This is a genomic window from Streptomyces olivochromogenes, assembly GCF_021538895.1.
GTDB classification, from domain to species: Bacteria; Actinomycetota; Actinomycetes; order Streptomycetales; family Streptomycetaceae; genus Streptomyces; species Streptomyces olivochromogenes_A.
This window is the reverse complement of the sequence record NZ_JADDRL010000026.1, coordinates 13,754-39,619: the sequence shown is the minus strand read 5'-3', so window position 1 is coordinate 39,619 and position 25,866 is coordinate 13,754. Positions and strand designations below refer to the sequence as shown.

Here is a 25,866-nt window from a genome sequence, read left to right as displayed (position 1 = left end):
GTGAACCACGTACGCCCATTCGGGTAACGTCGTAGAGACGAACCGTAGTCAGGAGTCCGTCATGAGTGAAGAGCACCCCACACCTGACGCCACCGCGGCGGACGACGACGTGCGGGTGACCGACGAGGACGCCTGGGCCAAGGCCTGTGCCGAGGACCTGGAGGCCGAGCGGGCTCGCCGCCGTGCCGAGTACGGGACGCCCCCGGGCTCGGCCGCAGAGGAACTGCGCAAACTCGTCGACGCCGTCGCCGACAAGCTGTCCGGCCTCCAGAACCCGCTCCTCGGCGCGGTCGCCGGGCCCGCCGCCCAGCAGGTGGTGCGGCAGGTCGTGCAGCAGGCCAAGGCCGCCGTCGAGCCCGTCATAGAGCGCAACCCGGACGTCTTCGACCATCTCGCGGCGGCCGGCAACGAACTGCTGGCGGCCTACCGCTCCGCGGTCCAGAACCAGGAACGCCGCTGGACCTCCGGCCCTACAGACCTGAAGGACGACTTCAGCCACGGCAAGGACCGGGGCGAAGGCACCAGCCCCGGCGAACACATCGACTTGGACTGACAGCCCCCTCGGGTACGGTTGGCCGTAGCGGGGCTCGACCGAAACTGAGGGATTCATGGGACTCACCATCGGCGTCGACATCGGCGGCACGAAGATCGCGGCCGGCGTGGTCGATGAGGAAGGCAACATCCTCTCGACCTTCAAGGTGCCGACCCCGGGCACGCCGGAGGGCATCGTGGACGCCATCGCCTCCGCGGTGGAGGGCGCGCGCGCCGGGCACGACATCGTCGGCGTGGGCATCGGTGCGGCCGGATACGTGAACCGGCAGCGCTCGACCGTCTATTTCGCCCCCAACATCGACTGGCGCCAGGAGCCGCTCAAGGAGAAGGTCGAGGCCCGCGTCGGCCTCCCGGTCGTCGTGGAGAACGACGCCAACGCGGCCGCGTGGGGCGAGTACAAGTTCGGCGCAGGCAAGGGCCACCGCAACGTCATCTGCATCACGCTCGGCACCGGCCTCGGCGGCGGCATCATCATCGGCAACAAGCTGCGCCGCGGCCACTTCGGCGTGGCCGCCGAGTTCGGCCACATCCGGATGGTCCCGGACGGCCTGCTGTGCGGCTGCGGCTCGCAGGGCTGCTGGGAGCAGTACGCGTCCGGCCGCGCCCTGGTCAGATACGCCAAGCAGCGCGCCAACGCCACCCCCGAGTCCGCCGAGATCCTGCTCGGCCTCGGCGACGGCACCCCCGAGGGCATCGAGGGCAAGCACATCTCCATGGCCGCCCGCCAGGGCGACCCGGTCGCCGTGGACTCCTACCGTGAGCTCGCCCGCTGGGCCGGTGCCGGCCTCGCCGACCTGGCCTCCCTCTTCGACCCCTCCGCGTTCATCGTCGGTGGCGGCCTCTCCGAAGAGGGCGAACTGGTCCTCGACCCCATCCGTAAGTCGTACAAGCGCTGGCTGGTCGGCGGCAACTGGCGCCCGGTCGCCGACGTGATCGCCGCCGAACTGGGCAACAAGGCCGGCCTGGTCGGAGCGGCAGACCTGGCCCGCGAGCCCGACCCGATCATGTAGCACCACTTTTCAATACATATTGACCGTGCCTTCCTCAGGGGCGCGAGGCTGTGTAGACATGCGGCTGTGCCGCGTGGGCGCGACAAGCCACGGAGATCCGGCAGTCGCACACGAGCCTCGCGCCCCGAGCCATTGGGCGGCCGAACCCCGTCCCCGGCGTAAATTGACGCCATGCCGACACCCCCACCGCTCCCCAACTCCCGCACGGAGCCGGACGGTTCCGCAGTCGTCCGCGTCCTCAGCTACAACATCCGCTCGATGCGCGACGACACCACCGCCCTCGCCCGTGTGATCACCGCCTGCGCCCCCGACCTGGTCCTGATCCAGGAGGCCCCCCGCTTCTTCCGCTGGCGCAAGAAGCTCGCCCGGCTCGCGGCGGCCTCGGGCCAGGTCCTCCTCACCGGCGGCGCCACCGCGGCCGGACCGGCGATCCTGTGCTCCCTGCGGGCGACCGTGGAGCGGACCGAGGACGTCCTCCTCCCGCTCACCCCCGGCCTGCACCGACGCGGCTTCGCCACCGCCGTCGTCCGCATCGCCGGCGCCCGCCTCGGCGTCCTCAGCTGCCATCTCAGCCTGCAGAAGGACGAGCGCCACGAGCAGGCCGGCATGCTCCTCGACCGGCTGGCCGGAATGCACGCGGAGCACGCCGTCGTCGGCGGCGACCTCAACGAGCGCCCCGGCGGCCCCACCTTCCGGCGCCTTGCCGAAGGCCTCCAGGACTGCCGGGCCACCGCCCCCTGGGGCGGCGAGTACACCTCCACCCCCGCCGACCCCCACCAGCGCATCGACGCGATCTTCGCGACGAAGGGCATCGAGGTCCTGGGCTGCGGGGTCCCGCTCGATCATCCCGGCATCACCGAGGCAGACCTGAGGGCGGCCACGGACCACCTCCCGGTCCTGGCCGCCCTCAGAATTCCCGCGGCGTGAGGCCGTAGGACGCCGCATGCCCGCGGCGCCGGCCGGTCGCCCCGCTCAGACGACCGCGCCCCGCCCCGGATCGTCGTCCCCGTCGTCCGTCTTCATGCGCGTGACCAGCGTGACGAAACCGCCGAGGAAGCCGCCGATGCCGAGCGTCGCCAGCCACCACGTCATGTCCCAGCCGAGCAGCACGGCCAGCAGGAGCAGGATCGGACCGCCCACCACGCCCAGCCAGGCGAACTTGGCGGTCGTGTCGGCGGCGGGCAGAGGCGGCGGCTCGGGCGGCACGAAGTGGCCCTCGTCGTCCTCGTCGAAGTCGTCGTCGGACGGCTCCGGCGCCGTGTAGTCCCGCGGGCCCACGCCGGGCGCGAAGGACACGGAGCTCCCCAGCGGCTTGGCGGGCTCCCCCTTGCCGTCCTTGGCGTCCTTGCCGCTCCTGCCGTCCGCGGCGTCCTTGGCGTCCGCGCCGTCCTCGGTCGTGTCCGTTTCGGGCAGCGCGAGATCCTCGACCGGCCTGTACGGCCGGGCGCCCGGCGGGTCCGGCGGCTCCGTGCCGTACCCGGCGACGATCGCCGCCCAGGCGGCCTCCTCGTCGAAGGGCACACCCTTCTCGTCCGGCTCGCGATCCTCGCGGTCGGAGTCGTGCTCAGCCAACTGCGGCCGTCCCTTCCTTGCCGACACTGGGTGCGAGCCGGCCGATGAAGGCGAGGCTCTCCTCGAAGATCCGGTCCGCGTCATGGTCCAACGTCGCCACGTGGTAACTCTGTTCCAGCACGACCTCCGTTACGTCTGTGGAAGACACCCGGCTCAGGATGCGGACCGAGTCGGCGGGCGGCACCACATGGTCCTGCGCGCTGTGCAGGAGCAGCAGCGGCTGGGTCACCTGCGGCAGCTCACCGTCCAGCATGCGGAAGAAGGACCGCAGGGAGTGGACGGCGTGCAGCGGCACCCGGTCGTAGCCCACCAGTGCGGCGCCCCCCTTCGCGATGTCGCTGGCGATGCCCTTCGTCGTGCGCACCAGGTGCCGGGCCACCGGCAGGGCGTACGCGGCGAAGCCGTGCACCTTGTTCGCCGGGTTGACGAGCACCACGCCGTCGACGGTCGCGCCGTGCTTCGCCGCCAGCCGCAGGGCCAGCGCCCCGCCCGCCGACAGGCCCGCCACGAACACCCGCGCGCAGCGCTCGCGCAGCAGGCGCAGCTCGCGGTCCACCTCCGCGTACCAGTCCTGCCAGCCCGTGAGCTGCATGTCCTCCCAGCGCGTGCCGTGCCCGGGCAGCAGCGGAAGCGACACCGTCAGCCCGTGCGCGGCATGATGCTTCGCCCAGGGGCGCAGCGACTGCGGCGAGCCGGTGAAGCCGTGACAGAGGAGAACACCCACCTCCCCGCCCTCGTGGCGGTACGGCTCGGCTCCGGGGAGAACCGGCACTTTTCGGTCTCCTGTCCATGAGTGGGGCGTGAACGACACCAGATGTGCTTCACCGTACGCGACCGCACTGACACCGACCAGGGCCGTCGGTCCCATTGCCCGCACTCCGGGTTAAGGTCTGACCGACGGAAACAGGAGGCACTCGGTTGTTGTACGGCACGATGAAGGTCGCCATCGGGGGACCGCTGAAGGTCGCCTTCAGACCCTGGGTGGAAGGCCTGGAGAACATTCCCGCCGAGGGCGCCGCCATCCTGGCGAGCAATCACCTCTCCTTCTCGGACTCGTTCTTCCTGCCGGCGGTCCTCGACCGCAAGGTCACCTTCATCGCGAAGGCGGAGTACTTCACGACGCCCGGCGTGAAGGGCCGGCTGACGGCGGCCTTCTTCAAGGGCGTCGGCCAGCTCCCGGTGGACCGTTCCGGCGCCCGCGGCGCGGGCGAGGCGGCGATCAAGAGCGGCATAGAGGTCCTGGAACGCGGTGAGCTGTTCGGCATCTATCCGGAGGGCACCCGCTCGCCCGACGGCCGCCTGTACCGGGGCAAGCCCGGCGGCCTCGCGCGCGTGGCCCTCGCCACCGGCGCTCCGGTCATCCCGGTCGCGATGATCGACACGGAGAAGATCCAGCCGCCCGGCAAGGTCGTCCCGAAGCTGATGCGGCCCGGCATCCGCATCGGCAAGCCGATGGACTTCGCCCGCTACCAGGGCATGGAGCACGACCGCTTCGTGCTCCGCGCGGTGACCGACGAGGTCATGTACGAGATCATGAAGCTGTCCGGGCAGGAGTACGTCGACATCTACGCGACCGCCGCCAAGCGGCAGATCGCGGACGCGGCCAAGGCCTCCAAGGAGGCCGAGAAGGCGGAGAAGAAGGCCGAGTCCTAGGCAGGGGCCCCGGACAGGGAGGTCCGGGACGAGCCGAAAATGGGGGGCGGGGGGAATGCCGAAGCGCGAGAGAGTCATGAGGATGTCGGTCGAGCTGCCGCTGTGGCGTGCGCTCACCGCCTACCGGGTCCTGACGATGCTGTACGCGGTCGGCCTGTTCGCCTCCGCCTACCACGAGTACGACCGCCCCGTCGTCTGCATCGTCTACTACGCCGTCCTGTGCGTCTGGACGCTCGCCACGCTGCCCCGGGTGCAGAACGCGGTGGCCTGCACCAAGCGCTTCCTCGCCGTCGACCTGGCGATCGCGCTCACCGGCATCGTCCTCACCCCGTGGGCCGTCACCGACCACCACATCGCCCGCGGCGGCCCCACGCTGCCGTCGATATGGACGGCAGGCTCGGTGCTCGCCTTCGCCCTCAAGGGCGGCTGGCGCTGGGCCGCGCTCGCCTCCACGCCCGTCGCCGCAGCCAATCTGATCGAGCGCGGCCACCCGGCCCGCGACACCGTCCACAACGTGATCCTGGTCTGGGTGGCCTCCATCGCCATCGGGTACGTCGTGGAGGTCGCCCGCGCCTCCGAGCGCACCCTCGCCCGTGCCCTGGAGATCGAGGCCGCGACCCGGGAGCGGGAGCGGCTCGCCCGCGACATCCACGACAGCGTGCTGCAGGTGCTGGCGATGGTGCAGCGGCGCGGCGCGGTCATCGGCGGCGAGGCGGCCGAGCTGGGCCGCATGGCGGGGGAGCAGGAGGTGGCGCTGCGCGCGCTCGTCTCCGGCGGTCTGCTGCCCGTGCCGCGCGTGTCGCAAGACGCGTCCGAGGGGGCGGTCGTACGGACCGTGGAGGAGCCCGACGATCCCACCGGCCCGGTCGACCTGCGCACCCTGCTCGTCCCGTACGCCGGTGCCCGGGTCAGCCTCGCCGAGCCGGGCGCCCCGGTGCCGCTGCCGTCCGTCGCCGCGTGGGAACTGGCCGCCGCCGTCGGCGCCGCGCTGGACAACGTCCGCCGGCACGCGGGGGAGGACGCCCGGGCCTGGATCCTGGTCGAGGACGAGCCGGACGAGATCGTGGTGACCGTCCGGGACGACGGCCCCGGCATCCCGGAGGGCCGGCTCGCCCAGGCCGAGGGCGAGGGACGGCTCGGGGTGGCCCAGTCGATCCGGGGGCGGCTGCGCGACCTGGGCGGTGGTGCCGAACTGATCTCGGTGCCGGGGCAGGGCACGGAGGTCGAACTGAAGGTACCGAAGGACGCGACGAAGACGCGGGGGAAGGCGGAGCAGCGATGAGTGAGCGACGGGACCCGATCAGGGTCATGGTGGTCGACGACCACCCCATGTGGCGGGACGCGGTCGCCCGGGACCTGACCGAGTCCGGCTTCGAGGTGGTCGCCACCGCCGGGGACGGCGAGCAGGCGGTGCGGCGCGCCAAGGCGGCCGCGCCGGAGGTCCTGGTCCTGGACCTCAACCTGCCTGCCAAGCCCGGCGTGCAGGTGTGCAAGGAACTGGTCGGCGCCAACCCGGCGCTGCGCGTCCTGGTGCTGTCGGCGAGCGGCGAGCACGCCGACGTGCTGGAGGCGGTGAAGTCCGGCGCGACCGGGTATCTGCTCAAGTCCGCCTCGACGGAGGAACTCCTGGACGCGGTGCGCCGAACGGCCGTCGGCGACCCGGTGTTCACGCCCGGCCTCGCCGGTCTGGTCCTCGGCGAGTACCGCCGGCTGGCCTCCGAGCCCGCGCCCGCCCCGGACGCGGGCGAGCCGGACGCGCCCCGGCTGACCGACCGCGAGACCGAGGTACTGCGGCTGGTCGCCAAGGGGTTGAGCTACAAGCAGATCGCCGAACGCCTGGTCATCTCGCACCGCACGGTCCAGAACCACGTCCAGAACACCCTCGGCAAGCTCCAGTTGCACAACCGGGTGGAACTCGTGCGGTACGCCATCGAGCGCGGCCTCGACGACGAGTAGAGCCCGTCGCGAGCGTCAACCAACCGCCCCGCATTTCACCGGAATTGCCCTTCCCGCCCATCCCTGTGTGACCGGTATCACCATTAGCGTGACCTTCATCAGGCAACCGCGGCGAAGGGACTTTTCCATGCGGGTCGGAGTACTGACCGGAGGCGGCGACTGCCCCGGGCTCAACGCCGTCATCCGGGGCGTCGTACGCAAGGGCGTACAGGAGTACGGCTATGACTTCGTCGGCTTCCGGGACGGCTGGCGAGGACCCCTCGAAGGCGACACCGTCCGTCTCGACATCCCGGCCGTGCGCGGCATCCTGCCCCGCGGCGGCACCATCCTCGGCTCCTCGCGGACGAACCCGCTGAAGCAGGAGGACGGCATCCGCCGCATCAAGGAGAACCTCGCCAAGCACGAGATCGGGGCGCTCGTCGCGATCGGCGGCGAGGACACCCTGGGCGTGGCCGCGCGGCTGTCCGACGAGTACGGCATGCCGTGCGTCGGCGTACCGAAGACCATCGACAACGACCTGTCCGCCACCGACTACACCTTCGGCTTCGACACCGCCGTCGGCATCGCCACCGAGGCCATCGACCGGCTGCACACCACCGCCGAGTCCCACATGCGGGTCCTGGTCTGCGAGGTGATGGGCCGGCACGCCGGCTGGATCGCCTTGCACTCCGGGCTCGCGGGCGGCGCGAACGTCATCCTCATCCCCGAGCAGCGCTTCGATCTCGACCAGGTCTGCGCCTGGATCACCTCCCGCTTCAAGGCGTCCTACGCCCCGATCGTGGTCGTCGCCGAGGGCGCCATGCCGAAGGACGGCGACGTCGTGCTCAAGGACGGGTCGCTGGACTCCTTCGGACATGTGCGCCTGTCCGGCGTCGGCGAGTGGCTGGCCAAGGAGATCGAGAAGCGCACCGGCAAGGAGGCCCGGACCACCGTCCTCGGGCACATCCAGCGCGGCGGCACCCCGAGCGCCTTCGACCGCTGGCTCGCCACCCGCTTCGGCCTGCACGCCATCGACGCCGTCCGCGACGGCGACTTCGGCAAGATGGTCGCCCTGCGCGGCACCGACATCGTCCGCGTCCCGATCGCCGAGGCCACGGCCAAGCTGAAGACCGTGGACCCGAAGCTGTACGAGGAAGTCGGCGTGTTCTTCGGCTGACCCGGGCCGGCCGAGCCAGGGCCCGCCGCTCAGCGCCGGTCGGCGAAACCCGGTCCGTCCGGCGCTGTGCCCGCCCCGCGCAGCCGGCCGATCAACTCCCGCACGATCACCGCCCCGTTCAGGGTCAGCACCGACTCCGGGTGGAACTGCACCCCGGCGAACCCGGGACCCCGCAGCGCATGCACCTCCCCGTTCGCGGCACGGCTCACCTCCACGCGGTGCGCCGCCAGCTCCCGGAGGACCTCCTCGTCGCAGCGCGCCACGAAGCTGTTGTAGAAGCCGACGGTCTCGGCCCGCCCGAACAGATCGACCGACGTCTGCGCCCCCTGGTACGGCACCTCCTTGCGGACGATCTCCAGCCCCAGCTCGGCCGCGATCAGCTCGTGCCCGAGGCAGACGCCGAGGACGCCGTGCCGGTGCTCCCTGATCACCTCGGCGGTCAGCTCCCGCAGGAACCGCATCTTGGGGTCGGCCAGGTCGGACGGGTCACCGGGGCCGGGGCCCAGGACGACCGGGCCCTCGTGCCCGAGCACCGCCGCGCGCAGCCCCGGCTCGTCGTAGCGCCGGACGGTCACCCCCAGTCCGCTCGACCGCAGCACGTGCGCGAGCATCGCCGTGAAGGTGTCCTCCCCGTCGACGACGAGCGCGTGGCCGTCCAGGGTCTCGGACCGCTCCTGCATCCGCAGCCAGAACGGGGCGAGCGAGGCCCGGCGCCCGTCCAGCGCCGCCCGCACCCGCGGGTCGTCGGCCAGCCGGGGGCGGGTGTGCTCCCCACGGGGCCGGGAGGGCCGTACGCCGAGCGCCGCGAGCACGCCCGCCGCCTTGGCGTGCGTCTCCGCCACCTCGCCCGCCGGATCCGACCCCCGGACCAGGGTGGCGCCGACCGGCACGCGCAGCCGCCCGGCCGCGTCGATGTCGGCGGTACGGATCAGGATGGGGGAGTCCAGGGTCTGGGCGCCGCCGGAGTCCCGGCCGATGAGGGCCAGCGCGCCCGCGTAGTAGCCGCGGCCCCCGACTTCGTGCCGCTCGATGACCCGGCAGGCGTTCTGCACCGGCGAGCCGGTCACCGTGGCGGCGAACATGGTCTCCTTCAGGACCTCCCGCACGTCCAGGGAGGACTTGCCGCGCAGCTCGTACTCGGTGTGCGCGAGGTGCGCCATCTCCTTCAGCCGCGGGCCGATCACCACCCCGCCCATGTCGCCGACCGTGCACATCATCTTGAGCTCCTCGTCGACCACCATCGACAGCTCCTCGATCTCCTTGCCGTCGGCGAGGAAGTCCAGCAGGTGCTCGGGGGTCGGGCCGCCGTCCGGGTAGCGGTACGTGCCGCTGATCGGGTTCATCACGACCGTGCCGCCGGACATCCGCACGTGCACCTCGGGGCTCGCCCCGACCAGCGTCCGCCCACCCGTCTCCCGCCCCCGCCCTTCCAAGGAAGGCCCTTCGGGCCCCTTTCCATTTCCGGTGTGGACGACGAAGGTCCAGTACACGCCCCGCTCGCCCTCCAGCAGCCGCCGGAACAGCGCGAGGGCGTCCGCCCGGCCGAACCCGGGGATCCCACCCTCGTACGTCCGCCGGATCACGAAGTTCGCGCCCTCGCCCCGCCCGATCTCGTCGCGCAGCACGCGGCCGACGATCTCGCCGTACTCCTCGTCGCCCACGTCGAAGCCACCGCCCTCGACCCGCACGTCGTGCGCGGGCAGCTGCGCCAGGGCGTCGGCCAGGGGCAGGGTGTGGGTCTCCTGGGGGATCAGCACCGCCAGCGGTGTCCCGTCGTCACGGACGTCGAAGCCGCGTTCGCGGATCTGCCGGAAGGGGACGAGGGCGAGGCCCTCGTCGGGCAGGTCGGCCAGCCGCTCGTGGGTGGTGACCGGGCCCAGGAACACCTCCACGGTGTTCTCGTCACGGCCCGGGGTGCGGCGGCGGAGCAGGGCGAAAGGGCGTGGGTCGTGCAGCAGGTCCAGCAGATTCATGGGTCGGTGATCCTTCTCGGTCTTCCAGACGGAGAGGAACGACCCCGGAGAACGCCGAAGGCCGCCCCTCGGGCGGCCTTCGCGAAGTCTTGCGTACGCGCAGTCAGTGGGCCGCCGGATGAGCGGTCCACCACCAGTTCTGGGTCGAAAGCGCGAACATGCCAGGCACCCTACCGCATGTCCGCAGTGCGTACTCGGTGTCTCATTTGCTGGGCATCGGCAGGAAGCGGGCACGGCACCCCGTAATGTTGATGACGTGACCGTGAACGCTAAGACCAGCGCGAGCGCTGGCAACACCTGGCGAAACCTGCCCGCGGCGCAGCAGCCCGAGTACCCCGACGCCGAGGCTCTGCGCGCAGTCGTTGCGGAGCTGGAGTCGTATCCGCCGCTCGTCTTCGCGGGCGAGTGCGACCAGCTGCGCGCCCGGATGGCGGCCGTCGCCAAGGGAGAGGCGTTCCTCCTCCAGGGGGGTGACTGCGCCGAGGCCTTCGACGCGGTGTCCGCCGACCACATCCGCAACAAGCTCAAGACCCTGCTCCAGATGGGCGCCGTGCTCACGTACGCCGCGTCCGTGCCCGTGGTGAAGGTCGGCCGCATCGCCGGCCAGTACTCCAAGCCGCGCTCCAAGCCGACCGAGACCCGCGACGGCGTGACCCTGCCGACGTACCGCGGCGACTCCGTCAACGGCTTCGACTTCACCGAGGCGAGCCGGATCCCGGACCCCGAGCGACTGAAGCGGATGTACCACGCGTCCGCCTCGACGCTGAACCTGGTCCGCGCCTTCACCACCGGTGGCTACGCCGACCTGCGCCAGGTGCACGCCTGGAACCAGGACTTCGTCCGGTCCTCCCCGTCCGGCCAGCGCTACGAGCAGCTCGCGCGCGAGATCGACAACGCGCTGAACTTCATGCACGCCTGCGGCGCGGACCCGGAGGAGTTCAAGACCGTCGAGTTCTTCTCCTCGCACGAGGCGCTGCTGCTCGACTACGAGTCCGCCCTGACCAGGACCGACTCCCGCACGGGCCGGCTGTACGACGTCTCGGCGCACATGGTGTGGGTCGGCGAGCGCACCCGGCAGCTGGACCACGCGCACATTGAGTTCGCCTCGAAGATCCGCAACCCGCTCGGCATCAAGCTCGGCCCGTCCACGACGGCCGAGGAGGCGCTGCGCTACATCGACCGCCTCGACCCCGAGCGCGAGCCGGGCCGGCTGACCTTCATCGTCCGCATGGGCGCCGACAAGATCCGCGACAAGCTCCCCGAGCTGGTCGAGAAGGTCACGGCGTCCGGCGCGACGGTGGCCTGGGTGACCGACCCGATGCACGGCAACACCTTCGAGGCGGCCTCCGGGCACAAGACCCGCCGCTTCGACGACGTGCTCGACGAGGTCAAGGGCTTCTTCGAGGTCCACAAGGGGCTGGGCACCCACCCGGGCGGCATCCACGTCGAGCTCACCGGTGACGACGTCACCGAGTGCGTGGGCGGCGGCGACGAGATCTTCGTCGACGACCTGCACCAGCGCTACGAGACGGCCTGCGACCCGCGTCTGAACCGCAGCCAGTCCCTCGACCTGGCGTTCCTGGTCGCGGAGATGTACCGGGACCAGTGACGGGTTCGCCTGTCGTCGGAAGCTGAAGTGGGGCGGGGATCACATACGATCCGCGCCCCACTCCTCTTTTGCCGATCCCGTGGGATGGGTAAGGTTAGGTTAGCCTCACCGATCAATCGGGATGGGCAAGACTGATCGATCCCGTCGGGAGGTGAATCCGCGTGTACGTCTGCAGCTGTTTCGGCGTGACAGAGGCGCAGGTCAAGAAGCACGCGGAGGACGGGGCCTGCACCCCCCGTCAGATCGCCTCCGCCTCCAAGGCCGGCACGGACTGCGGTTCGTGCGTCCGGCGCATCCAGTCGATCCTCGGCCGCGGCACCTGCCCCCGCCGCGAGCTGGTCGACCAGGGCAGGCCGGTCCTCTCCGACCTCCCGTCGGCGGACCTCGAAGAGGCCGCCTAGCTCTCCGGCCGCGGCTAGCTCTCCGGCTGTTCGATCAGCTGGGCCAGGTAGAGCGCCTCACCGAGCTTCTCCAGCAGCTCCAGCTGGGTGTCGAGGTAGTCGATGTGGTGCTCCTCGTCCGCCAGGATCGACTCGAAGATGTTCGCGGACGTGATGTCGCCCTTCTCGCGCATCACCTTGATACCGCGCTTGAGCCGGTCGATCGCCTCCAGCTCGATCTCCCGGTCCGCCTCGAACATCTCCTTCACGGTCTGTCCCACCCGCACATGGAACAGTCGCTGGTAGTTGGGCAGCCCCTCCAGGAACAGGATCCGGTCGGTCAGCACCTCGGCGTGCTTCATCTCGTCGAACGACTCGTGCCGCGTGTACTTCGCGAGCTTGTACCAGCCGAAGTTGTCCTGCATCTTCGCGTGCAGGAAGTACTGGTTGATCGCGGTGAGCTCACCGGTGAGCTGCTCGTTGAGGAATTCGATGACCTCGGGGTCGCCCTGCATCGCGAGGCTCCTTCCGCCTGGGAGGAATGGGGAGGTTGCGGCGGAATGATTGCACCGGCTCCGAAGATCGTCCAGTAAGTGCGTACTTAGTAAGTAAGTCCTTTGTTGTTGCGACTTGTCCGATTCAAGGGCTGCCTGGTCAGATGCACTGCTCCGGGTCTGTCAGGATGGAGTCATGGGTCATCCGGTGGAGCGCGCGTCTGGAGAATCCGGAGAGGCCGTAGCGTCCGTGCTTCCGCCGGGACAGCGACTGCAGCGGGGCTGGCCGGTCACTCACTACGGCCCGGTACCCAAGTTCCGGCCCGAGCGCTGGGAGTTCAGGGTCTTCGGCGCCACTGCCGACGGCGAGAAGCACTGCTGGAACCACGAGGAGTTCACGGCCCTGCCGTACACCACCGTCGTGGCCGATCTGCACTGCGTGACGAAGTTCAGCATGCTCGGCGCCGAATGGGGCGGCATCCCGGCGCGGACCATCCTGGAGAGCGCTCCGCCCGCCCCGAACGTCACCCATGTGATGGTCTGGGCCGAGTACGGCTTCAGTTCGAACCTGCGCCTGGCGGACTTCGCCGCCGACCGCACGCTCTTCGCCACCCACAAGGACGGTGAGCTCCTCACCGCCGAGCACGGCTTCCCGGTCCGCCTGGTGGTGCCTCATCTGTACGCCTGGAAGGGCCCCAAGTGGGTCCGCGGCGTCGAGTACATGACCGCCGACCGCCGCGGCTTCTGGGAGGAGCGCGGCTATCACAACATCGGCGACCCCTGGAAGGAACAGCGCTACTCCTACCAGGAGGAGCCCGGGGACGGCCCCGAGCTCTGACGCCCCCCCGGTCGGCCGCCCGCGGCGGTCGGTGCGGTCAGTGGTGGTACTGGTGCACCACCGCATGGCCCTTGCCCCGGCCGATCGTCCACTTGTTGACCGGCGTCGTGACCACGAAGGCCACCGCGAGCGAGATCGCCAGCGAGGCCCAGAACAGCAGGTCGGACAGCTGGGCGTCCATCGCGTTCGGCCAGAACAGGATCACGCCGTTGTCGATCAGCTCCATCACGGCGATGGACAGGGTGTCCGCGGCCAGCGCGACCCTGAAGGCGGTGCGGAAGTCGACGCCCGCCTTCAGGACGCCGCGCAGCGTCAGCGAGTAGCCGAAGAAGAACGCGAGCACGATCGCCAGGACGGTCGTCGGCAGGTTGCCCCAGCCGAGCGCCGTGCCGATCACCATGCCGAGCACCTCGCCGATGGCGCAGCCGGTGAGGCAGTGCAGCGTGGCCTGCGCGGCCATGGACCAGGAGGCGGAGCCGGCCGCGCCGTGGTGTGCGTGGCCCTCGTGGGCGCTGTGGTGCGCGTGCTCCTGATAGGTACCGGTGTGCGCGTGCTCCTCGTGAGCGTGGTGGAGACCGTGTTCCGTATGCGTCTCATGTGCTTCGTGTTGCATGAGAGTCCCCCAATACCTGACGACGGTTCCTGCACCGGACAGGAACCGTATACCCCCCTGGGGTATTCCTCAACGCATCAGGAATCGCGCAGTTTCTTCAGCCGCTCCACGTCCGCCGCGTGCCCCTCCTTGCCCCCGGGCGTCTCGATGATCAGCGGTACGCCCTCGGTCGCGGGGTGGGTCATCAGCGCCCGGAAGGGATCCTCACCGATGTGACCGGCACCGATGTTCTCGTGCCGGTCCTTGTGCGCGCCGACCACGTCCTTGGAGTCGTTGGCGTGGATCAGCTTCAGCCGCCCCTCGCCGACCGTCTCCACGAGCAGGTCCAGCGTCCGGTGCATGCCCGACGGGCCGGTCAGGTCGTGCCCGGCGGCGAAGATGTGACAGGTGTCCAGGCACACGCCCAGCCGGGGATGCGCGTCCAGCGCCTCGAAGTACGGCCCGAAGTCCCAGGTGCGGGAGCACAGCGAGGCCCCCTGGCCCGCGGTCGACTCCAGCAGCAGGAACGGATCGTCGTCGTGGGTGAGCTCGTCCAGCAGCGGCAGCAGGTACTCGCGCACCTGCTTCAGCGCCACCGACCGCTCACGCCCGCCCGTGGCGCTCCCGGTGTGCACGACCACACCGAGGGCGCCGATCTCGCGGCCCCGCCGCAGCGAGTGCCTGAGCGACTCCACCGACTTCTCCACGGTCGCCGCGGTGTGCGAGCCGAAGTTGATCAGGTAGGGGGCGTGCACGTACGCCGGGATCCCCTCGGCCGCGCACGCCGCCCGGAACTCCTCGTCCTGCCGAGGGTTGCCGACCGGGGTGGCCCAGCCGCGCGGGTTGGCGACGAAGACCTGCACGGTCTCGGCCTTGAGGTCACGGGCGTAGGACAGGCCCACGGAGTGGAGCCCGCCGGCCACCGGCACATGGCCGCCGACGGGATTGCGGGAGGGGCCGGGGGCGGCACCGGACTGCTGACTGCTCACCTGTTCAGGGTGTCATGCGGGCCGCCGCCCGAGGTCACCGGATGGTGATCGTGATCGTCGACCCCTTGGGCGCCGTGTCGCCGCCGCCCACCGACTGCTTCTTCACGGTGTCGCCGAACAGCCCGAGCAGCCCGCGGTCCACATCGACCTCGAAACCGGCGTCCTGAAGCGTCCGCTTCGCGTCGTCGACGCTGTCGCCGACCACGTCCGGAACCTCGATCATCTCCGGGCCCTTGGAAAGCGTCAGGGTCACCGTGTCGCCCTCGGCCGCCTCGCTGTCGCCCTTGGGCGTCTGCAGGGCGACCTTCCCCTTGTCGTACTCGGAGTTGACCCGCTGCGGGGCGATCTTCACCTGGAGACCGGCGTCCTGAAGGTCCGACCGCGCGCTGTCCAGGTCCTCGTCGGTGACGTCCGGGACGTCGACCGGGCTGCCCTTGCTGACGACGAGCGCGATCGCCGAGCCCGCGTGCCGCTTGGTGCCGGCGCCGGGCTCGGTACGGATCACCGTGCCCTTGTCGACGCTGTCGCTGAACTCCCGGGTCACCATGCCCGGCTCCAGCGCGTTCTTCTTCAGCAGGTCCTGCGCCTTGTCGAGCCGCCGGCCCGTCAGGTCCGGGACCCGCACGATCTCGGGGCCGAGGGAGATGGTGAGCGTCACGGAGTCGTTGCTGCGGATCCGGGCACCGGCCTTCGGGTCGGTGCTGATGACCGTGCCACGCTTGACCGTGTCGTTGTACTCGTGCTCGACCCGCTTGACGTCGAGCCCGTCCTGCTCCAGCCGCGCCTTCGCCTGCGCCTCGGTCTTGGCCAGCAGCGGCGGAACCCGGGTGAACTGGCCGGAGTTGATGTACCAGACACCGGCGCCGACGCCGAAGACCACCAGCACGGCCGCGATGACCGTCACGAGCCCGCGCCGGGGCCGCGTCAGCCGCCGCGGCGGAGCGGGCGGCGCCTCCAGCCGGCTGGTCCGGTCGACCCCCGCGCCGCCCACGCCCGCGTGGTCGTCGATCGGGTTGACCGGCAGCAGACGGGGCACGGTCAGCGAGCGCGGGATCACACTCGTCCGGTCCTCGGCGCTGTCGTGCTCGGCGGAGATCGCCTGCGGCGGCACGGCGTCCAGCTGGGCGTCGCTGAGCCCCGCGCGGGCCTCCCGCACCAGGGCGAGCAGCGCCACGGCGTCCTGCGGCCGGATGTCCGGGGTGCGCGCGGTGGCCGCGGCGACCAGCTCGTCCAGCGCGTACGGCAGCCCCGGCACGGTGGCCGAGGGCGGCGGCACGTCCTCGTGGATGTGCTTGTAGAGCACCTGGGCCGGGGAGTCCCCGGCGTGCGGCTTCCCGCCGGTCAGCATCTCGTACAGGACGACACCGCAGGCGTACACGTCGACGCGGGGGTCGGCGGTGCCGTGCTCGATCTGCTCCGGCGCGAGATACGACACGGTCCCGAGCACGGCACCGGTGGTGCTGGTCACCGTGTCCACGGACCGCACGAGCCCGAAGTCGGCCACCTTGACCCGGCCGTCGTCCCCTATGAGGACGTTCTCGGGCTTCATGTCCCGGTGCACGAACCCGGCGCGGTGCGCGGCGCCGAGCGCGGCGAGCACCGGCTCCAGGATGTCCAGCGCGGCCCGCGGCTGCAGGGCCCCGCGGTCGCGCAGCACGTCGCGCAGGGTGCACCCGGCGATGTACTCCATGGCGAGATACACGTACGACCCGTCGGTCCCCTGGTCGAAGACCTGCACGACATTGGGGTGCGCCAGTCGGGCGACGGACTTCGCCTCCCGGATGAACCGCTCGACGAAGGAGCCGTCGGCGGCCAGCGTCGGGTGCATCACCTTCAGCGCGAGGACCCGGTCCAGGCGGGTGTCCAGGGCCCGGTAGACCGTGGCCATGCCACCGACCGCGATCCTCGCGTCGACGCGGTAACGGCTGTCGAGCACCTGCCCGACGAGCGGGTCCTGAAGGGTCGTATCCACGCAGGTGAGTGTACGAGCCGAGACCGACACACCCGCCCGTTGCGCCGCACGGGGGACGGAATGCAGCAGACCTGTGACTGTTGCGCGACGGGAAGCGACCGGAAGGCGGCCCTAGAAGGCCGGGCGCTCGGGATCCAGGTGGGCGCGGCCCTCGGCGGGGGAGGAGGCCTCGGCGAAGTGGCGGGGCGGGATGCGGCCCGCCCGCCGGGCCAGCCGCCCCGCCTCCACCGCGTGCCGCATCCCCTCCGCCATCAGCACCGGCTCCTGCGCCCGGGTCACGGCCGAGGCGAGCATCACGCCGGCGCAGCCCAGCTCCATCGCCAGCGCCGCGTCCGAGGCCGTGCCCGCCCCCGCGTCCAGGATCACCGGCACGCGCGCGTGCTCGACGATCAGCTGGAAGTTGTGCGGGTTGCGGATGCCGAGCCCGGACCCGATGGGCGAGCCGAGCGGCATGACCGCGGCACAGCCCACGTCCTCCAGCTTCCGGGCCAGGACCGGGTCGTCATTGGTGTACGGCAGCACCGTGAAACCGTCGTCCACCAGGGTCTCGGCGGCCTCCAGCAACTCGATCGGGTCCGGCAGCAGGGTCCGCTCGTCGGCGATGACCTCCAGCTTGATCAGATCGGTCCCGAGCGCCTCCCGGGCCAGCCGCGCCGTCAGCACGGCCTCGCCCGCGGTGAAACACCCCGCCGTGTTCGGCAGCACCCGGATGCCGAGCCGTTCCAGCACGGACAGCACGGACCCGTGCACCTCGGGATTGACCCGCCGCATGGCCACCGTGGTCAGCTCCGTGCCGGAGGCGGCCAGCGCCCGCTCCAGGACGTCGAGGCTGGGCGCCCCGCCCGTACCCATGATCAGCCGGGACGAGAAGGTCATGCCTGCGAGGACAAAGGGATCGTCGGCCATGGGTCAGCCTCCTTGCACGGCGGTGAGGACTTCCACGCGGTCCCCCTCGGCCAGGGCCGTGGCGGACCACTGCGCGCGCGGGACGACGGTTTCGTTGAGCGCGGCGGCCACCCCGGACGGCGCCGGGGTGAGGGACCGCACCAGGGTGTCGAGAGCGGTGCCGGGCGCGATCTCCCGGCGCTCGCCGTTGACGGAGATGCTGACGGAGAGGATCATGCGGGCTGCTCCGTGAGGACGGCGCCGAAGCGCTGGGGCGTGAAGGGGCGGGCCACCTCCGGGAGTTCACCGGTGGCCAGGACGTGCGCCATGGCGTCACCGGTGACCGGCGTGAGCAGCACGCCGTTGCGGAAGTGCCCGGTGGCCAGCAGCAGCCCGTCCAGAGGGGTGGGGCCGAGCAGCGGCGCGTTGTCCGGGGTACCGGGCCGCAGCCCGGCCCGCGTCTCGGTCAGCGGCAGTTCGGTGATCCCCGGGACCAGTTCGTGGGCGTCGCGCAGCAGCTCGTACACACCGCCCGCGGTCACCGTCGTGTCCCAGCCCAGCTCCTCGCTGGTCGCCCCCACGACCAGCTCGCCGTTCTCCCGGGCCACCAGGTAGACATGGCTGCCGCGCACCATGGCCCGCACGGTGCGGCTCAGGAACGGCGCGTACCGCCGCGGCACGGTCAGCCGCACCACCTGGCCCTTCACCGGCCGCACCGGCGGCAGCACCTCGTCCGGCACACCCGCGAGCCGACCGCTCAGGCTGCCGGCCGCGAGCACCACCTGGTCCGCGCCCAGCGCGGTGCCGTCCGTCGTGGTGACGCCGGCCGCCCGGCCGCGTACCACGTCGAGCCGGTCCACCCACGCGCGGTGGAACACCACGCCCGCCCGCTGGCAGGCGTCCACCAGGGCGGCCGCCAGCCGTCGCGGGTCGATCTGGTGGTCGCCGTCCACCCGCAGCCCGCCGCGCACACCCGGCGCGAGCATCGGTTCGAGGCGGCGGCAGTCCCGCCCGGACAGCCACTCGGCGTCCAGCCCCGACCGCAGCTGCAGGGCGTGCAGTTCGCGCAGATGGGCACGGTCGTCGGCGTCCAGCGCGACGGCCAGGGTGCCGCAGCGGCGGTAGCCGAGGTCGTGGCCGGTCAGGTCGGTGAGTTCGGCCGCGAAGTCCGGGTAGCGGCGGGCCGACTCCAGGTTCAGCCCGAGCAGCGTCTGCTCGCCGTAGTGCAGTTCGGTGACCGCGGCCAGCATCCCGGCCGCCACCTGGGCGGCCCCGCCGCCGGGCTCCGGGTCCACCACGGCGGTGGCGAACCCGCGTTGCGCCGCCCGCCAGGCCGTGACCAGGCCGATGATTCCGCCCCCGATGACGAGGACGTCTGACGTACGTGACGACATGGGCGTCCAGCCCCTCCCTTCGCCGGCATGACCCGGATCAGGTTCGTACGGTCGGAGGCCGCCAGCCTCCCTCTCAGCCCGGTGCGTCCGGGCTCCCGCGAGTGCTTGTACGTTGGCCACCCTAGCCCGTGCCGTTTTCCTCAGTAAGGGAGCCTCCGTTCATGGCCCGCTCGCTCGACGGTCTGATCCTCGCCCCCGTCGCGGATCAAGCCCCAGGTCAGGTGGGTACCCGCACCCGGTTCGCGTACCACGAGAAGAACGGCGAGATCTGGGCCGACTACGCGGGCGGCGACGTCGTGCGCGGGCACCTCGTGGGTACCCGGCAGGGCGACCGGCTCGACTTCCGGTACGTCCAGCTCAAGCACGACGGGACCACCTCGTCCGGGCACTGCGTCTCGACGGTCGTCGAACTGCCCGACGGCCGGGTGCGGCTCGACGAGAGCTGGGAGTGGGAGTCGGGGCCCGGCAGCGGCACGAGCGTCGTGGAAGAAGTCGCCGCGCAGGAAGCCGTTGTGGAGCACGTCACTCGGCCTGAGCGCTGACTGACGGTTCGTCAGTTGTCTATGGTGATCAGGTGAGCGAGCAGACGCAGCAACACAGCAGGTCGCAGGGGCGGCGCGTGGTCGTCGTCGGCGCGGGCATGGCCGGGGTGCAGACCGCGGTGGCCCTGCGGGAACAGGGCTTCACCGGCACCGTCACCCTGATCGGCGCGGAGCCGCACCAGCCGTACGACCGGCCGCCCCTGTCCAAGGCCGTGCTGCTCGGCAAGGCCGAGGGCTCCGCCTTCGAGGTGGACTTCGACGCGCTCGGCATCGACCTCCTGCTGGGCCGCGAGGCGCTCGGCATCCGCCCCGGCGACCACGAACTGGACACCGAGGCCGGTCCCGAGCCGTACGACGTCCTGGTCCTCGCGACCGGTGCTGAACCGATGCGGCTGCCCGGTGCGGAGGGCGTCCCCGGGGTGCACCTGCTGCGCACCCTGGACGACGCCGAACGGCTGCGGCCGGTGCTCGCCCGGCAGCACGACATCGTGGTCGTCGGCGCGGGCTGGATCGGCGCCGAGTTCGCCACGGCGGCCCGCGAGGCCGGCTGCGCGGTGACCGTCGTCGAGGCCGCCGACCGCCCGCTCGCGGGAGCACTCCCCGCCGAGGTGGCCGCGCCGATGACGGCCTGGTACGCCGACAGCGGCGCCGAGTTGCGCACCCACGCGCGCGTGGCGCGCGTCGAGCCGGGCGCGGTGCTGCTCGACGACGGCACGCGGCTGCCCGCCGGCGCCGTGGTCGTCGGCATCGGCGCGCGCCCCGCCACCGCATGGCTCGCGGACTCCGGCATCGAGCTGGGTGACCGCCACGAGATCGTCGCCGACGACCACCTGCGCACCTCGGCCCCGGACGTGTATGCGGTCGGCGACTGCGCCTCCTTCCCGTCCCGGCGGTACGGCGAGCGGCTGCTGGTCCACCACTGGGACAACGCGCTCCAGGGCCCGCGCACGGTCGCCGCCAACATCATCGGCGAGGCCCCGGCGGTCTACGACCCGGTCCCGTACTTCTGGTCGGAGCAGTTCGGCCGCTTCGTGCAGTACGCAGGTCACCACCCCGCGGCCGACACCCTGCTGTGGCGCGGCGACCCCGCGGGGCCCGCCTGGTCCGTGTGCTGGCTGCGCGAGAACCGGCTGGTCGCCCTGCTGGCGGTGGGCCGGCCCCGCGACCTGGCCCAGGGCCGACGGCTCATCGAGGCCGGCGCGCCGATGGACCCGAACCTGCTCACCGATCCGGCCCGGCCGCTGAAGTCCGCCACGGTTGCGTCATGAAAACCCCAGGTTGGACGGGTCCGGCTTCCGACTGTCAGTCCGGGATGGCAGGCTGTTGCCGTGACCGAGATTGACGCAAAGATTGATGTTCTCGTCCCCGCCTGGCTCACCCTCCCCGACATCGCCGAACAACTCGGCGTCGAGGTGACACGTGTGCGGCAGCTGGTCAAGGAGGGCCAGCTCGTCGCCGTACGCCGGGGCGAGAACCGAGCACTGCACGTCCCCGCCGCCTTCATCGACGGGGACAAGGTCGTCAAGGGCCTGTCCGGGACCCTGACGCTCCTGAGGGACGACGGTTTCACGGTGGAAGAGATGATCGAGTGGCTCTTCACCCCCGACCCGACCCTGCCCGGCACCCCCGCGCAGGCCCTGAGCGAGAATCGCGGCACGGAGGTGAAGCGCCGGGCCCAGGCGCTCGCCGTCTGAACCGAACACCGTCCGGCTCACGGGCCGCGGCCCGCCGCGGACCCGGGTCACGCCCGAGCGCGGCCCGGGCCACGGCTCGCCGCGGCCCCTGAGCCACCGCTACAGCACCGACAACGGGGGAGACACGCATGCCCGACACCGCCCGCGCCCGGCTCGCCGACGCCCGCGTCTACCTGTGCACCGACGCCCGCAGGCGCCAGGGCGACCTGCCGGAGTTCCTGGACGCGGTCCTGGCCGGCGGTGTCGACATCGTGCAGCTGCGCGACAAGGGCATGGAGGCGGCCGAGGAGCTGGCGCACCTGGAGGTCTTCGCCGACGCCTGCGCCCGGTACGGCAGACTGCTCGCGGTCAACGACCGCGCGGACGTCGCCCACGCCGCCGGTGCCGACGTGCTGCACCTGGGCCAGGGCGACATCCCGGTGCCCGCGGCCCGCGCGATCCTCGGCGACGACGTGCTGATCGGCCGGTCCACGCACGCCGCGTCCGAGGCGGAGGCCGCCGCCGTCCAGGAGGGCGTGGACTACTTCTGCACCGGGCCGTGCTGGCCCACCCCCACCAAGCCCGGCCGCCACGCCCCCGGCCTGGACCTGCTCCGCCACACGGCCTCGCTGGGCACCGACCGCCCCTGGTTCGCCATCGGCGGCATCGACCTCGGCAACCTCGACGAGGTGCTGGAGGCGGGCGCCCGCCGGGTGGTGGTGGTCCGCGCGATCACCGAGGCGGACGACCCGGGAGCGGCGGCGGCCCAGTTCGCCAAGCGGCTCCGGCACGCGGAGTAACCCCCGCACAGCAGCCCGCATGTCCTCCTCCTGTCCGATTCCTGTCCAAGGGGTGGACAGGAAGTCGGCAATTCGGGCAATTTGCCGCCGCTCGGTTGGGGGACCGGCCACCCCTGGCTAACCTGCCGGTATGGCCCTCGGAACCGCATCGACCAGGACGGATCGCGCACGTACCGTGCGTGACATCCTGGGCACCGGCAAGACGACGTACTCGTTCGAGTTCTACGCGCCGAAGACCCCCCAGGGCGAGCGGAACCTGTGGAACGCCCTGCGGCGGGTCGAGGCCGTGGCTCCCGACTTCGTCTCCGTCACGTACGGCGCCGGCGGCTCCACCCGGGCCACCACGGTCAAGGAGACCCAGCAGATCGTCGTCGACACGACGCTGACCCCGGTCGCCCATCTCACCGCGGTCGACCACTCCCTCGCCGAACTGCGCAACATCATCGGCCAGTACGCGGACGCCGGGATCCGCAACATGCTCGCCGTGCGCGGCGACCCGCCCGGCGACCCGATGGGCGACTGGGTGGCACACCCCAGCGGGCTGACCTACGCGGCCGAACTCGTCCGGCTCATCAAGGAGTCGGGTGACTTCTGCGTGGGCGTCGCCGCCTTCCCGGAGATGCACCCGCGCTCCTCGGACTGGGACACCGACGTCGCGCACTTCGTCGACAAGTGCCGCGCGGGCGCCGACTACGCCATCACGCAGATGTTCTTCCAGCCGGAGTCGTACCTGCGGCTGCGCGACCGGGTCGCGGCCGCCGGCTGCGAGACCCCGGTCATCCCCGAGATCCTGCCGGTCACCAGCGTGAAGATGCTGGAGCGGCTGCCCAAGCTCAGCAACGCCGTATTCCCGGCGGCCCTGAAAGAGCGGATCCTCACAGCGAAAGACGATCCGGCGGCGGTACGCTCCATCGGTATCGAATTCGCCACGGAGTTCTGCGCGCGGTTGCTGGCCGAGGGAGTGCCCGGACTGCACTTCATCACGCTCAACAACTCCACGGCACCGCTGGAGATCTACGAGAACCTGGGCCTGCACCACCCCCCGCGGGCCTAGACCAGCCGCACCAAAATACGACACACTGCGTAGCGGTCACTGGGAGAGGGGCGTACATGGGCTTGACGGTCCTCTACATCGCGTTCGGAATCGTTGCGCTGTGGCTGCTCGGCGAGGTCCTGTTGCAGTACAAGGCGCGTCTGCGCTGGCGGCTGCTCGCCTTCGCGGGCTTCGTCGGCGTCGTGCTCGGTGTCCTGATTCCGTCGGTCGTCGTGATCGGACTGGGCGCCGCCGCCTTCGCGATCGGCCAGACCTACGTCACGCTGTCGTTCCGCCGCGGGTTCGCCTCCGGCTGGGCGGTCAACCGTCCCGACGCGGGCGGCAGCAAGCGCCGCCGCGGCGAGCCGGACCACCAGGACCCCACGCTCGAGGTCTCCGACCTGGAGACCGAGGGCGGCTACGACGACCGGGACGGCTACGGCCGCGACGACGTCGCGTACGGCGACGACGACTACGACCGCGACGACGTGTTCACGCCCTCCGGTGCCGGCCAGCCCACCGCGGCCGAGGCGACCGCCGTCTACGAGCCGCAGCCCCTCCCGGACGACACCGGCTCCTACGGCATATACGGCGACTCCGCCTACGCCTCCGCCGGCCAGGCCCAGTCGCAGGGCCAGGCCTACGCGGCCACCGCCCAGGGCACCGACCAGACCTACGCGTACGACTACTCCGGCTACGGCCAGCAGCAGTACGGCTACGACACCACCGGCCAGCAGCAGTACGCCAACTACTCCGACCCGTACATCGGCACCCAGACCTACGACGCCGGGTACGACACCTCCTACGGCGGCCAGCAGTCCTACGGGCAGCAGTCCTACGGCCAGGACCAGTACGCCACCGGCGGCTACGGCGAGACGACCCCGGCCGGCGGCGTCTGGGTCCCGCAGCAGCGCACCGACGAGACCTACGGCGGCGAACTCCCCGCCGAGCAGCCCTACCCGTACCAGGGCAACCAGCAGCAGCCGGGCAACGGGTACGACGAGCAGTACCGTTTCTGAACGCCCCGGCTCACTGTGAGCCGGGGAACTTCGGCCCCTCCACGATCAGTCCGGCCACCAGCGCGCCCGACATGCCGGCGTGCGGCAGACCGCCGCCCGGGTGCGACCAGCCGCCCACACTGAACAGGCCCTCGATCGCCGTGCCGTTGGCCGGATACAGGGCTGTCTCCGCGGCGGCCAGCGCGGGCGGCGGGACGGCGCCGCCCACGGCCCCCGTCTCCCGCTCGGTGTCCACGGGCGTACGGACCTCGCGCCACAGCGTCCGCTCGCGCAGCCCCGGGACCGCGCGCTCGGCGGCGCCGACCATCCGGTCCGCGAAGGCGTCGGCGGCACCTGGCGCCGCCCAGTCGTACCCCGCCGCGGACGGCACCGTCGCCGTCAGCACCACGGACTCGTGCGCCGCGTCGGGGCGCAGGGCCGGGTCGTCCGGGCGGTGGACCCGGACCGTGGGCCGCTCGGGGCCCACCCCGGTCGCGTACGCGCCGAGCTCGCCCTCGGTGTCGGGCGAGTGCACCACGGTGAGGTGGGCCGCGTCCGGCTCCCGCCCGCCGCGCAGCGCGAGACACACCACCACACGGCCCGGGCGGTCGCCCTCCGCCCGCGGCCGCACGGCGTCCGCGCCGTACAGCCGCCGGCCCGCCATCAGCGTGCCCAGCCGCCCGGGGCCGGGGCCGACCACGAAGTCCGCCTCGGCCACCGTCCCGTCGGCCAGCTCCACCCCGGCGGCCCGGCCGTCCTTGTCCACGATCCCGGTGACCTCGGCGCCGAAGGCGAACTCGACCCGCCGCTTCTCGCACCGCTCGTGGACCGCGCGGGCCAGCTCCCGGATGCCGCCGCGCACGTACCAGGTGCCGAAGGCGTGCTCCATGTACGGCAGTACGGCGGCGCTCGCCGGGGCCGTCCCGGGATCGACGCCGTACGCGAGCGCGTAGCTGTCCAGCAGCGCGGCCAGTCGGCGGTCGCGCAGCTCCCAGGCGCCGATCTCGGCGAGCGTGGCCGCCCGGCGGGTGCGCAGCAGGCGCTTGTGCGGCACGGCCGGATAGGGCTCGCGCTCGGTCAGGACCCGCCAGTCGGCCCACAGGGGCTCCTCCAGCAGGGGCCGCCGGGTGCGGTCCCAGGCCTCGCGGGCCCGTACCAGGAAGTCGCCCCAGCGCTGTCCCGCGCCCGCCCCGAGGGCCTCGTCCAGCGCCGAGACGACGCCCGCGCGCGAGGCGTTCGGCAGGGACACGGCGGTGCCGTCCGCGAAGACGTGCCGGGACGACGGGTCGACCTGGACCAGCTCGACGCGGTCCTCCAGCGGTTCCTTGCCCGTCTTGACGAACAGATCGCGGTAGACGGCGGGCAGGGTCAGCAGACCGGGGCCGGTGTCGAAGCCGAACCCGTCCCGCTCGAACCGGCGCACCGCGCCGCCGTACGTCTCCGTACGCTCGTACACCACCACCCGGTGGCCCGCGACGGCCAGCCGGGCGGCGGCCGCCATCGCGCCCGTCCCGGCGCCGATCACCGCAATCCGTGCCATGACCGCGACTTTATCCGCCGCCACCGACAGTCCCGTCCGCGAGGCCCGGCGCCGTGAGCCTGAGTGCGCAGGACTGAGTATCCGTACCTAGGCGCGGAGATGAGTACGCGCACGGATGGGGAGCGGCCCGCGCGAACGAGACAGTGGAGGCACGGAGAGGGGCGCAGCGCCGGCACCGCCGACACGGGGCGGCGGAACGGAGCCCGCGCCCTTGTTCCGCTCCTTCCGCCGATCCGTCGGCGGAAGCGAGATTCG

Annotated in this window: 28 protein-coding genes and 1 riboswitch; of the genes, 16 read left to right on the top strand and 12 right to left on the bottom strand. The window is 71.7% G+C overall.

Translation table 11 applies throughout. The features are described from left to right. Positions 1-61: 61 nt before the first annotated feature. The 3 genes from IPZ69_RS15755 to IPZ69_RS15745 all read left to right on the top strand — a co-directional run bounded on the left by IPZ69_RS15755 (position 62) and on the right by IPZ69_RS15745 (position 2,489). Positions 62-553, top strand: a complete 492-nt coding sequence (locus IPZ69_RS15755) for a DUF5304 domain-containing protein (protein WP_235454746.1) — start codon at positions 62-64, stop codon at positions 551-553. A 55-nt stretch (positions 554-608) separates the two neighbouring features. Further along, positions 609-1,562: an ROK family glucokinase gene (locus IPZ69_RS15750; protein WP_235454745.1), complete on the top strand. Its 954-nt coding sequence runs from the start codon at positions 609-611 to the stop codon at positions 1,560-1,562. A 171-nt stretch (positions 1,563-1,733) separates the two neighbouring features. Further along, a complete protein-coding gene (locus IPZ69_RS15745; RefSeq protein WP_235454744.1) occupies positions 1,734-2,489 on the top strand; it encodes an endonuclease/exonuclease/phosphatase family protein in 756 nt (251 codons plus the stop codon). 45 nt (positions 2,490-2,534) lie between these two features. Here IPZ69_RS15745 and IPZ69_RS15740 read toward each other — a convergent pair whose 3' ends face one another. Both IPZ69_RS15740 and IPZ69_RS15735 read right to left on the bottom strand, forming a co-directional pair. Next, complete coding sequence (locus IPZ69_RS15740) at positions 2,535-3,134, bottom strand: hypothetical protein (RefSeq protein ID WP_235454743.1); 600 nt, start codon at positions 3,132-3,134, stop codon at positions 2,535-2,537. Then, complete coding sequence (locus tag IPZ69_RS15735) at positions 3,127-3,906, bottom strand: alpha/beta hydrolase (protein ID WP_235454742.1); 780 nt, start codon at positions 3,904-3,906, stop codon at positions 3,127-3,129. The genes IPZ69_RS15740 and IPZ69_RS15735 overlap by 8 nt, the downstream gene beginning before the upstream one ends. A 149-nt stretch (positions 3,907-4,055) precedes the next feature. On the opposite strand from IPZ69_RS15735, the gene IPZ69_RS15730 reads away from it, so the two are divergent. The 4 genes from IPZ69_RS15730 to IPZ69_RS15715 all read left to right on the top strand — a co-directional run bounded on the left by IPZ69_RS15730 (position 4,056) and on the right by IPZ69_RS15715 (position 7,899). Beyond that, positions 4,056-4,787 (top strand): lysophospholipid acyltransferase family protein, encoded by a 732-nt coding sequence (locus IPZ69_RS15730; protein ID WP_235454792.1) that lies wholly within the window; start codon positions 4,056-4,058, stop codon positions 4,785-4,787. A gap of 55 nt (positions 4,788-4,842) precedes the next feature. Continuing rightward, positions 4,843-6,069: a MacS family sensor histidine kinase gene (macS, locus tag IPZ69_RS15725; protein WP_235454741.1), complete on the top strand. Its 1,227-nt coding sequence runs from the start codon at positions 4,843-4,845 to the stop codon at positions 6,067-6,069. After that, a complete protein-coding gene (locus tag IPZ69_RS15720) occupies positions 6,066-6,743 on the top strand; it encodes a response regulator (protein ID WP_235454740.1) in 678 nt (225 codons plus the stop codon). Before macS ends, IPZ69_RS15720 begins: the two co-directional genes overlap by 4 nt. A 127-nt stretch (positions 6,744-6,870) precedes the next feature. Beyond that, complete coding sequence (locus IPZ69_RS15715; RefSeq protein WP_235454739.1) at positions 6,871-7,899, top strand: 6-phosphofructokinase; 1,029 nt, start codon at positions 6,871-6,873, stop codon at positions 7,897-7,899. A 29-nt stretch (positions 7,900-7,928) separates the two neighbouring features. Here the strand turns inward: IPZ69_RS15715 and IPZ69_RS15710 are convergent, their stop codons facing one another. Then, positions 7,929-9,872: an anthranilate synthase family protein gene (locus tag IPZ69_RS15710; RefSeq protein ID WP_235454738.1), complete on the bottom strand. Its 1,944-nt coding sequence runs from the start codon at positions 9,870-9,872 to the stop codon at positions 7,929-7,931. A 103-nt stretch (positions 9,873-9,975) separates the two neighbouring features. Beyond that, positions 9,976-10,032, bottom strand: a complete 57-nt coding sequence (locus IPZ69_RS47780; protein ID WP_078912442.1) for a trp operon leader peptide — start codon at positions 10,030-10,032, stop codon at positions 9,976-9,978. A gap of 96 nt (positions 10,033-10,128) precedes the next feature. Between IPZ69_RS47780 and IPZ69_RS15705 the strand changes: the two genes are divergently transcribed. Together IPZ69_RS15705 and IPZ69_RS15700 are read left to right on the top strand one after the other, a co-directional pair. Continuing rightward, positions 10,129-11,481, top strand: coding sequence for a class II 3-deoxy-7-phosphoheptulonate synthase (locus tag IPZ69_RS15705; RefSeq protein WP_235454737.1), 1,353 nt, complete (start codon positions 10,129-10,131; stop codon positions 11,479-11,481). Positions 11,482-11,642: 161 nt separating this feature from the next. Next, complete coding sequence (locus IPZ69_RS15700; RefSeq protein WP_235454736.1) at positions 11,643-11,882, top strand: (2Fe-2S)-binding protein; 240 nt, start codon at positions 11,643-11,645, stop codon at positions 11,880-11,882. Positions 11,883-11,896: 14 nt separating this feature from the next. Here the strand turns inward: IPZ69_RS15700 and bfr are convergent, their stop codons facing one another. Further along, complete coding sequence (bfr, locus tag IPZ69_RS15695; protein ID WP_235454735.1) at positions 11,897-12,376, bottom strand: bacterioferritin; 480 nt, start codon at positions 12,374-12,376, stop codon at positions 11,897-11,899. A gap of 175 nt (positions 12,377-12,551) precedes the next feature. Between bfr and IPZ69_RS15690 the strand changes: the two genes are divergently transcribed. Beyond that, the gene (locus tag IPZ69_RS15690) at positions 12,552-13,193 is read left to right on the top strand and encodes a sulfite oxidase-like oxidoreductase (protein WP_235454734.1); all 642 of its coding nucleotides are present in this window, start codon (positions 12,552-12,554) and stop codon (positions 13,191-13,193) included. Between the two features lie 37 nt (positions 13,194-13,230). Here IPZ69_RS15690 and IPZ69_RS15685 read toward each other — a convergent pair whose 3' ends face one another. The 6 genes from IPZ69_RS15685 to thiO form a co-directional block, all read right to left on the bottom strand. Next, entirely contained in the window at positions 13,231-13,806 is a 576-nt protein-coding gene (locus tag IPZ69_RS15685) for a DUF4396 domain-containing protein (RefSeq protein ID WP_374293276.1), read from the bottom strand. 77 nt (positions 13,807-13,883) lie between these two features. After that, positions 13,884-14,774, bottom strand: a complete 891-nt coding sequence (locus IPZ69_RS15680; RefSeq protein WP_235454733.1) for a deoxyribonuclease IV — start codon at positions 14,772-14,774, stop codon at positions 13,884-13,886. Positions 14,775-14,808: 34 nt separating this feature from the next. Continuing rightward, positions 14,809-16,746, bottom strand: coding sequence for a Stk1 family PASTA domain-containing Ser/Thr kinase (gene pknB / locus IPZ69_RS15675; RefSeq protein WP_235454732.1), 1,938 nt, complete (start codon positions 16,744-16,746; stop codon positions 14,809-14,811). Between the two features lie 111 nt (positions 16,747-16,857). Continuing rightward, complete coding sequence (locus IPZ69_RS15670) at positions 16,858-17,652, bottom strand: thiazole synthase (protein ID WP_235454731.1); 795 nt, start codon at positions 17,650-17,652, stop codon at positions 16,858-16,860. A 3-nt stretch (positions 17,653-17,655) separates the two neighbouring features. Then, positions 17,656-17,868 carry a sulfur carrier protein ThiS gene (gene thiS / locus IPZ69_RS15665; RefSeq protein ID WP_235454730.1) on the bottom strand — a complete coding sequence of 71 codons (213 nt, stop codon included), beginning with the start codon at positions 17,866-17,868 and terminating at the stop codon, positions 17,656-17,658. Then, positions 17,865-19,025, bottom strand: a complete 1,161-nt coding sequence (thiO, locus tag IPZ69_RS15660; RefSeq protein WP_235454729.1) for a glycine oxidase ThiO — start codon at positions 19,023-19,025, stop codon at positions 17,865-17,867. Before thiO ends, thiS begins: the two co-directional genes overlap by 4 nt. Then, positions 19,023-19,134: riboswitch (TPP riboswitch) on the bottom strand. Its footprint overlaps the gene before it by 3 nt. A gap of 52 nt (positions 19,135-19,186) precedes the next feature. Here thiO and IPZ69_RS15655 point away from each other — a divergent pair. The 6 genes from IPZ69_RS15655 (at position 19,187) to IPZ69_RS15630 (ending at position 24,092) form a co-directional block, all read left to right on the top strand. After that, positions 19,187-19,567 carry a hypothetical protein gene (locus IPZ69_RS15655; RefSeq protein WP_235454728.1) on the top strand — a complete coding sequence of 127 codons (381 nt, stop codon included), beginning with the start codon at positions 19,187-19,189 and terminating at the stop codon, positions 19,565-19,567. 32 nt (positions 19,568-19,599) lie between these two features. Next, positions 19,600-20,835 carry an NAD(P)/FAD-dependent oxidoreductase gene (locus IPZ69_RS15650; RefSeq protein WP_235454727.1) on the top strand — a complete coding sequence of 412 codons (1,236 nt, stop codon included), beginning with the start codon at positions 19,600-19,602 and terminating at the stop codon, positions 20,833-20,835. Positions 20,836-20,895: 60 nt separating this feature from the next. Then, complete coding sequence (locus IPZ69_RS15645) at positions 20,896-21,261, top strand: Rv2175c family DNA-binding protein (RefSeq protein WP_235454726.1); 366 nt, start codon at positions 20,896-20,898, stop codon at positions 21,259-21,261. 128 nt (positions 21,262-21,389) lie between these two features. Then, positions 21,390-22,040, top strand: a complete 651-nt coding sequence (thiE, locus tag IPZ69_RS15640; protein ID WP_235454725.1) for a thiamine phosphate synthase — start codon at positions 21,390-21,392, stop codon at positions 22,038-22,040. A gap of 130 nt (positions 22,041-22,170) precedes the next feature. Beyond that, complete coding sequence (gene metF, locus IPZ69_RS15635) at positions 22,171-23,094, top strand: methylenetetrahydrofolate reductase [NAD(P)H] (protein WP_235454724.1); 924 nt, start codon at positions 22,171-22,173, stop codon at positions 23,092-23,094. Between the two features lie 56 nt (positions 23,095-23,150). Then, on the top strand, positions 23,151-24,092 hold the full coding sequence (locus IPZ69_RS15630) for an SCO2102 family sporulation regulator (protein WP_235454723.1): 942 nt from the start codon (positions 23,151-23,153) through the stop codon (positions 24,090-24,092). Between the two features lie 10 nt (positions 24,093-24,102). Here IPZ69_RS15630 and IPZ69_RS15625 read toward each other — a convergent pair whose 3' ends face one another. Continuing rightward, positions 24,103-25,611 (bottom strand): phytoene desaturase family protein, encoded by a 1,509-nt coding sequence (locus IPZ69_RS15625; RefSeq protein ID WP_235454722.1) that lies wholly within the window; start codon positions 25,609-25,611, stop codon positions 24,103-24,105. Positions 25,612-25,866: the final 255 nt, after the last annotated feature.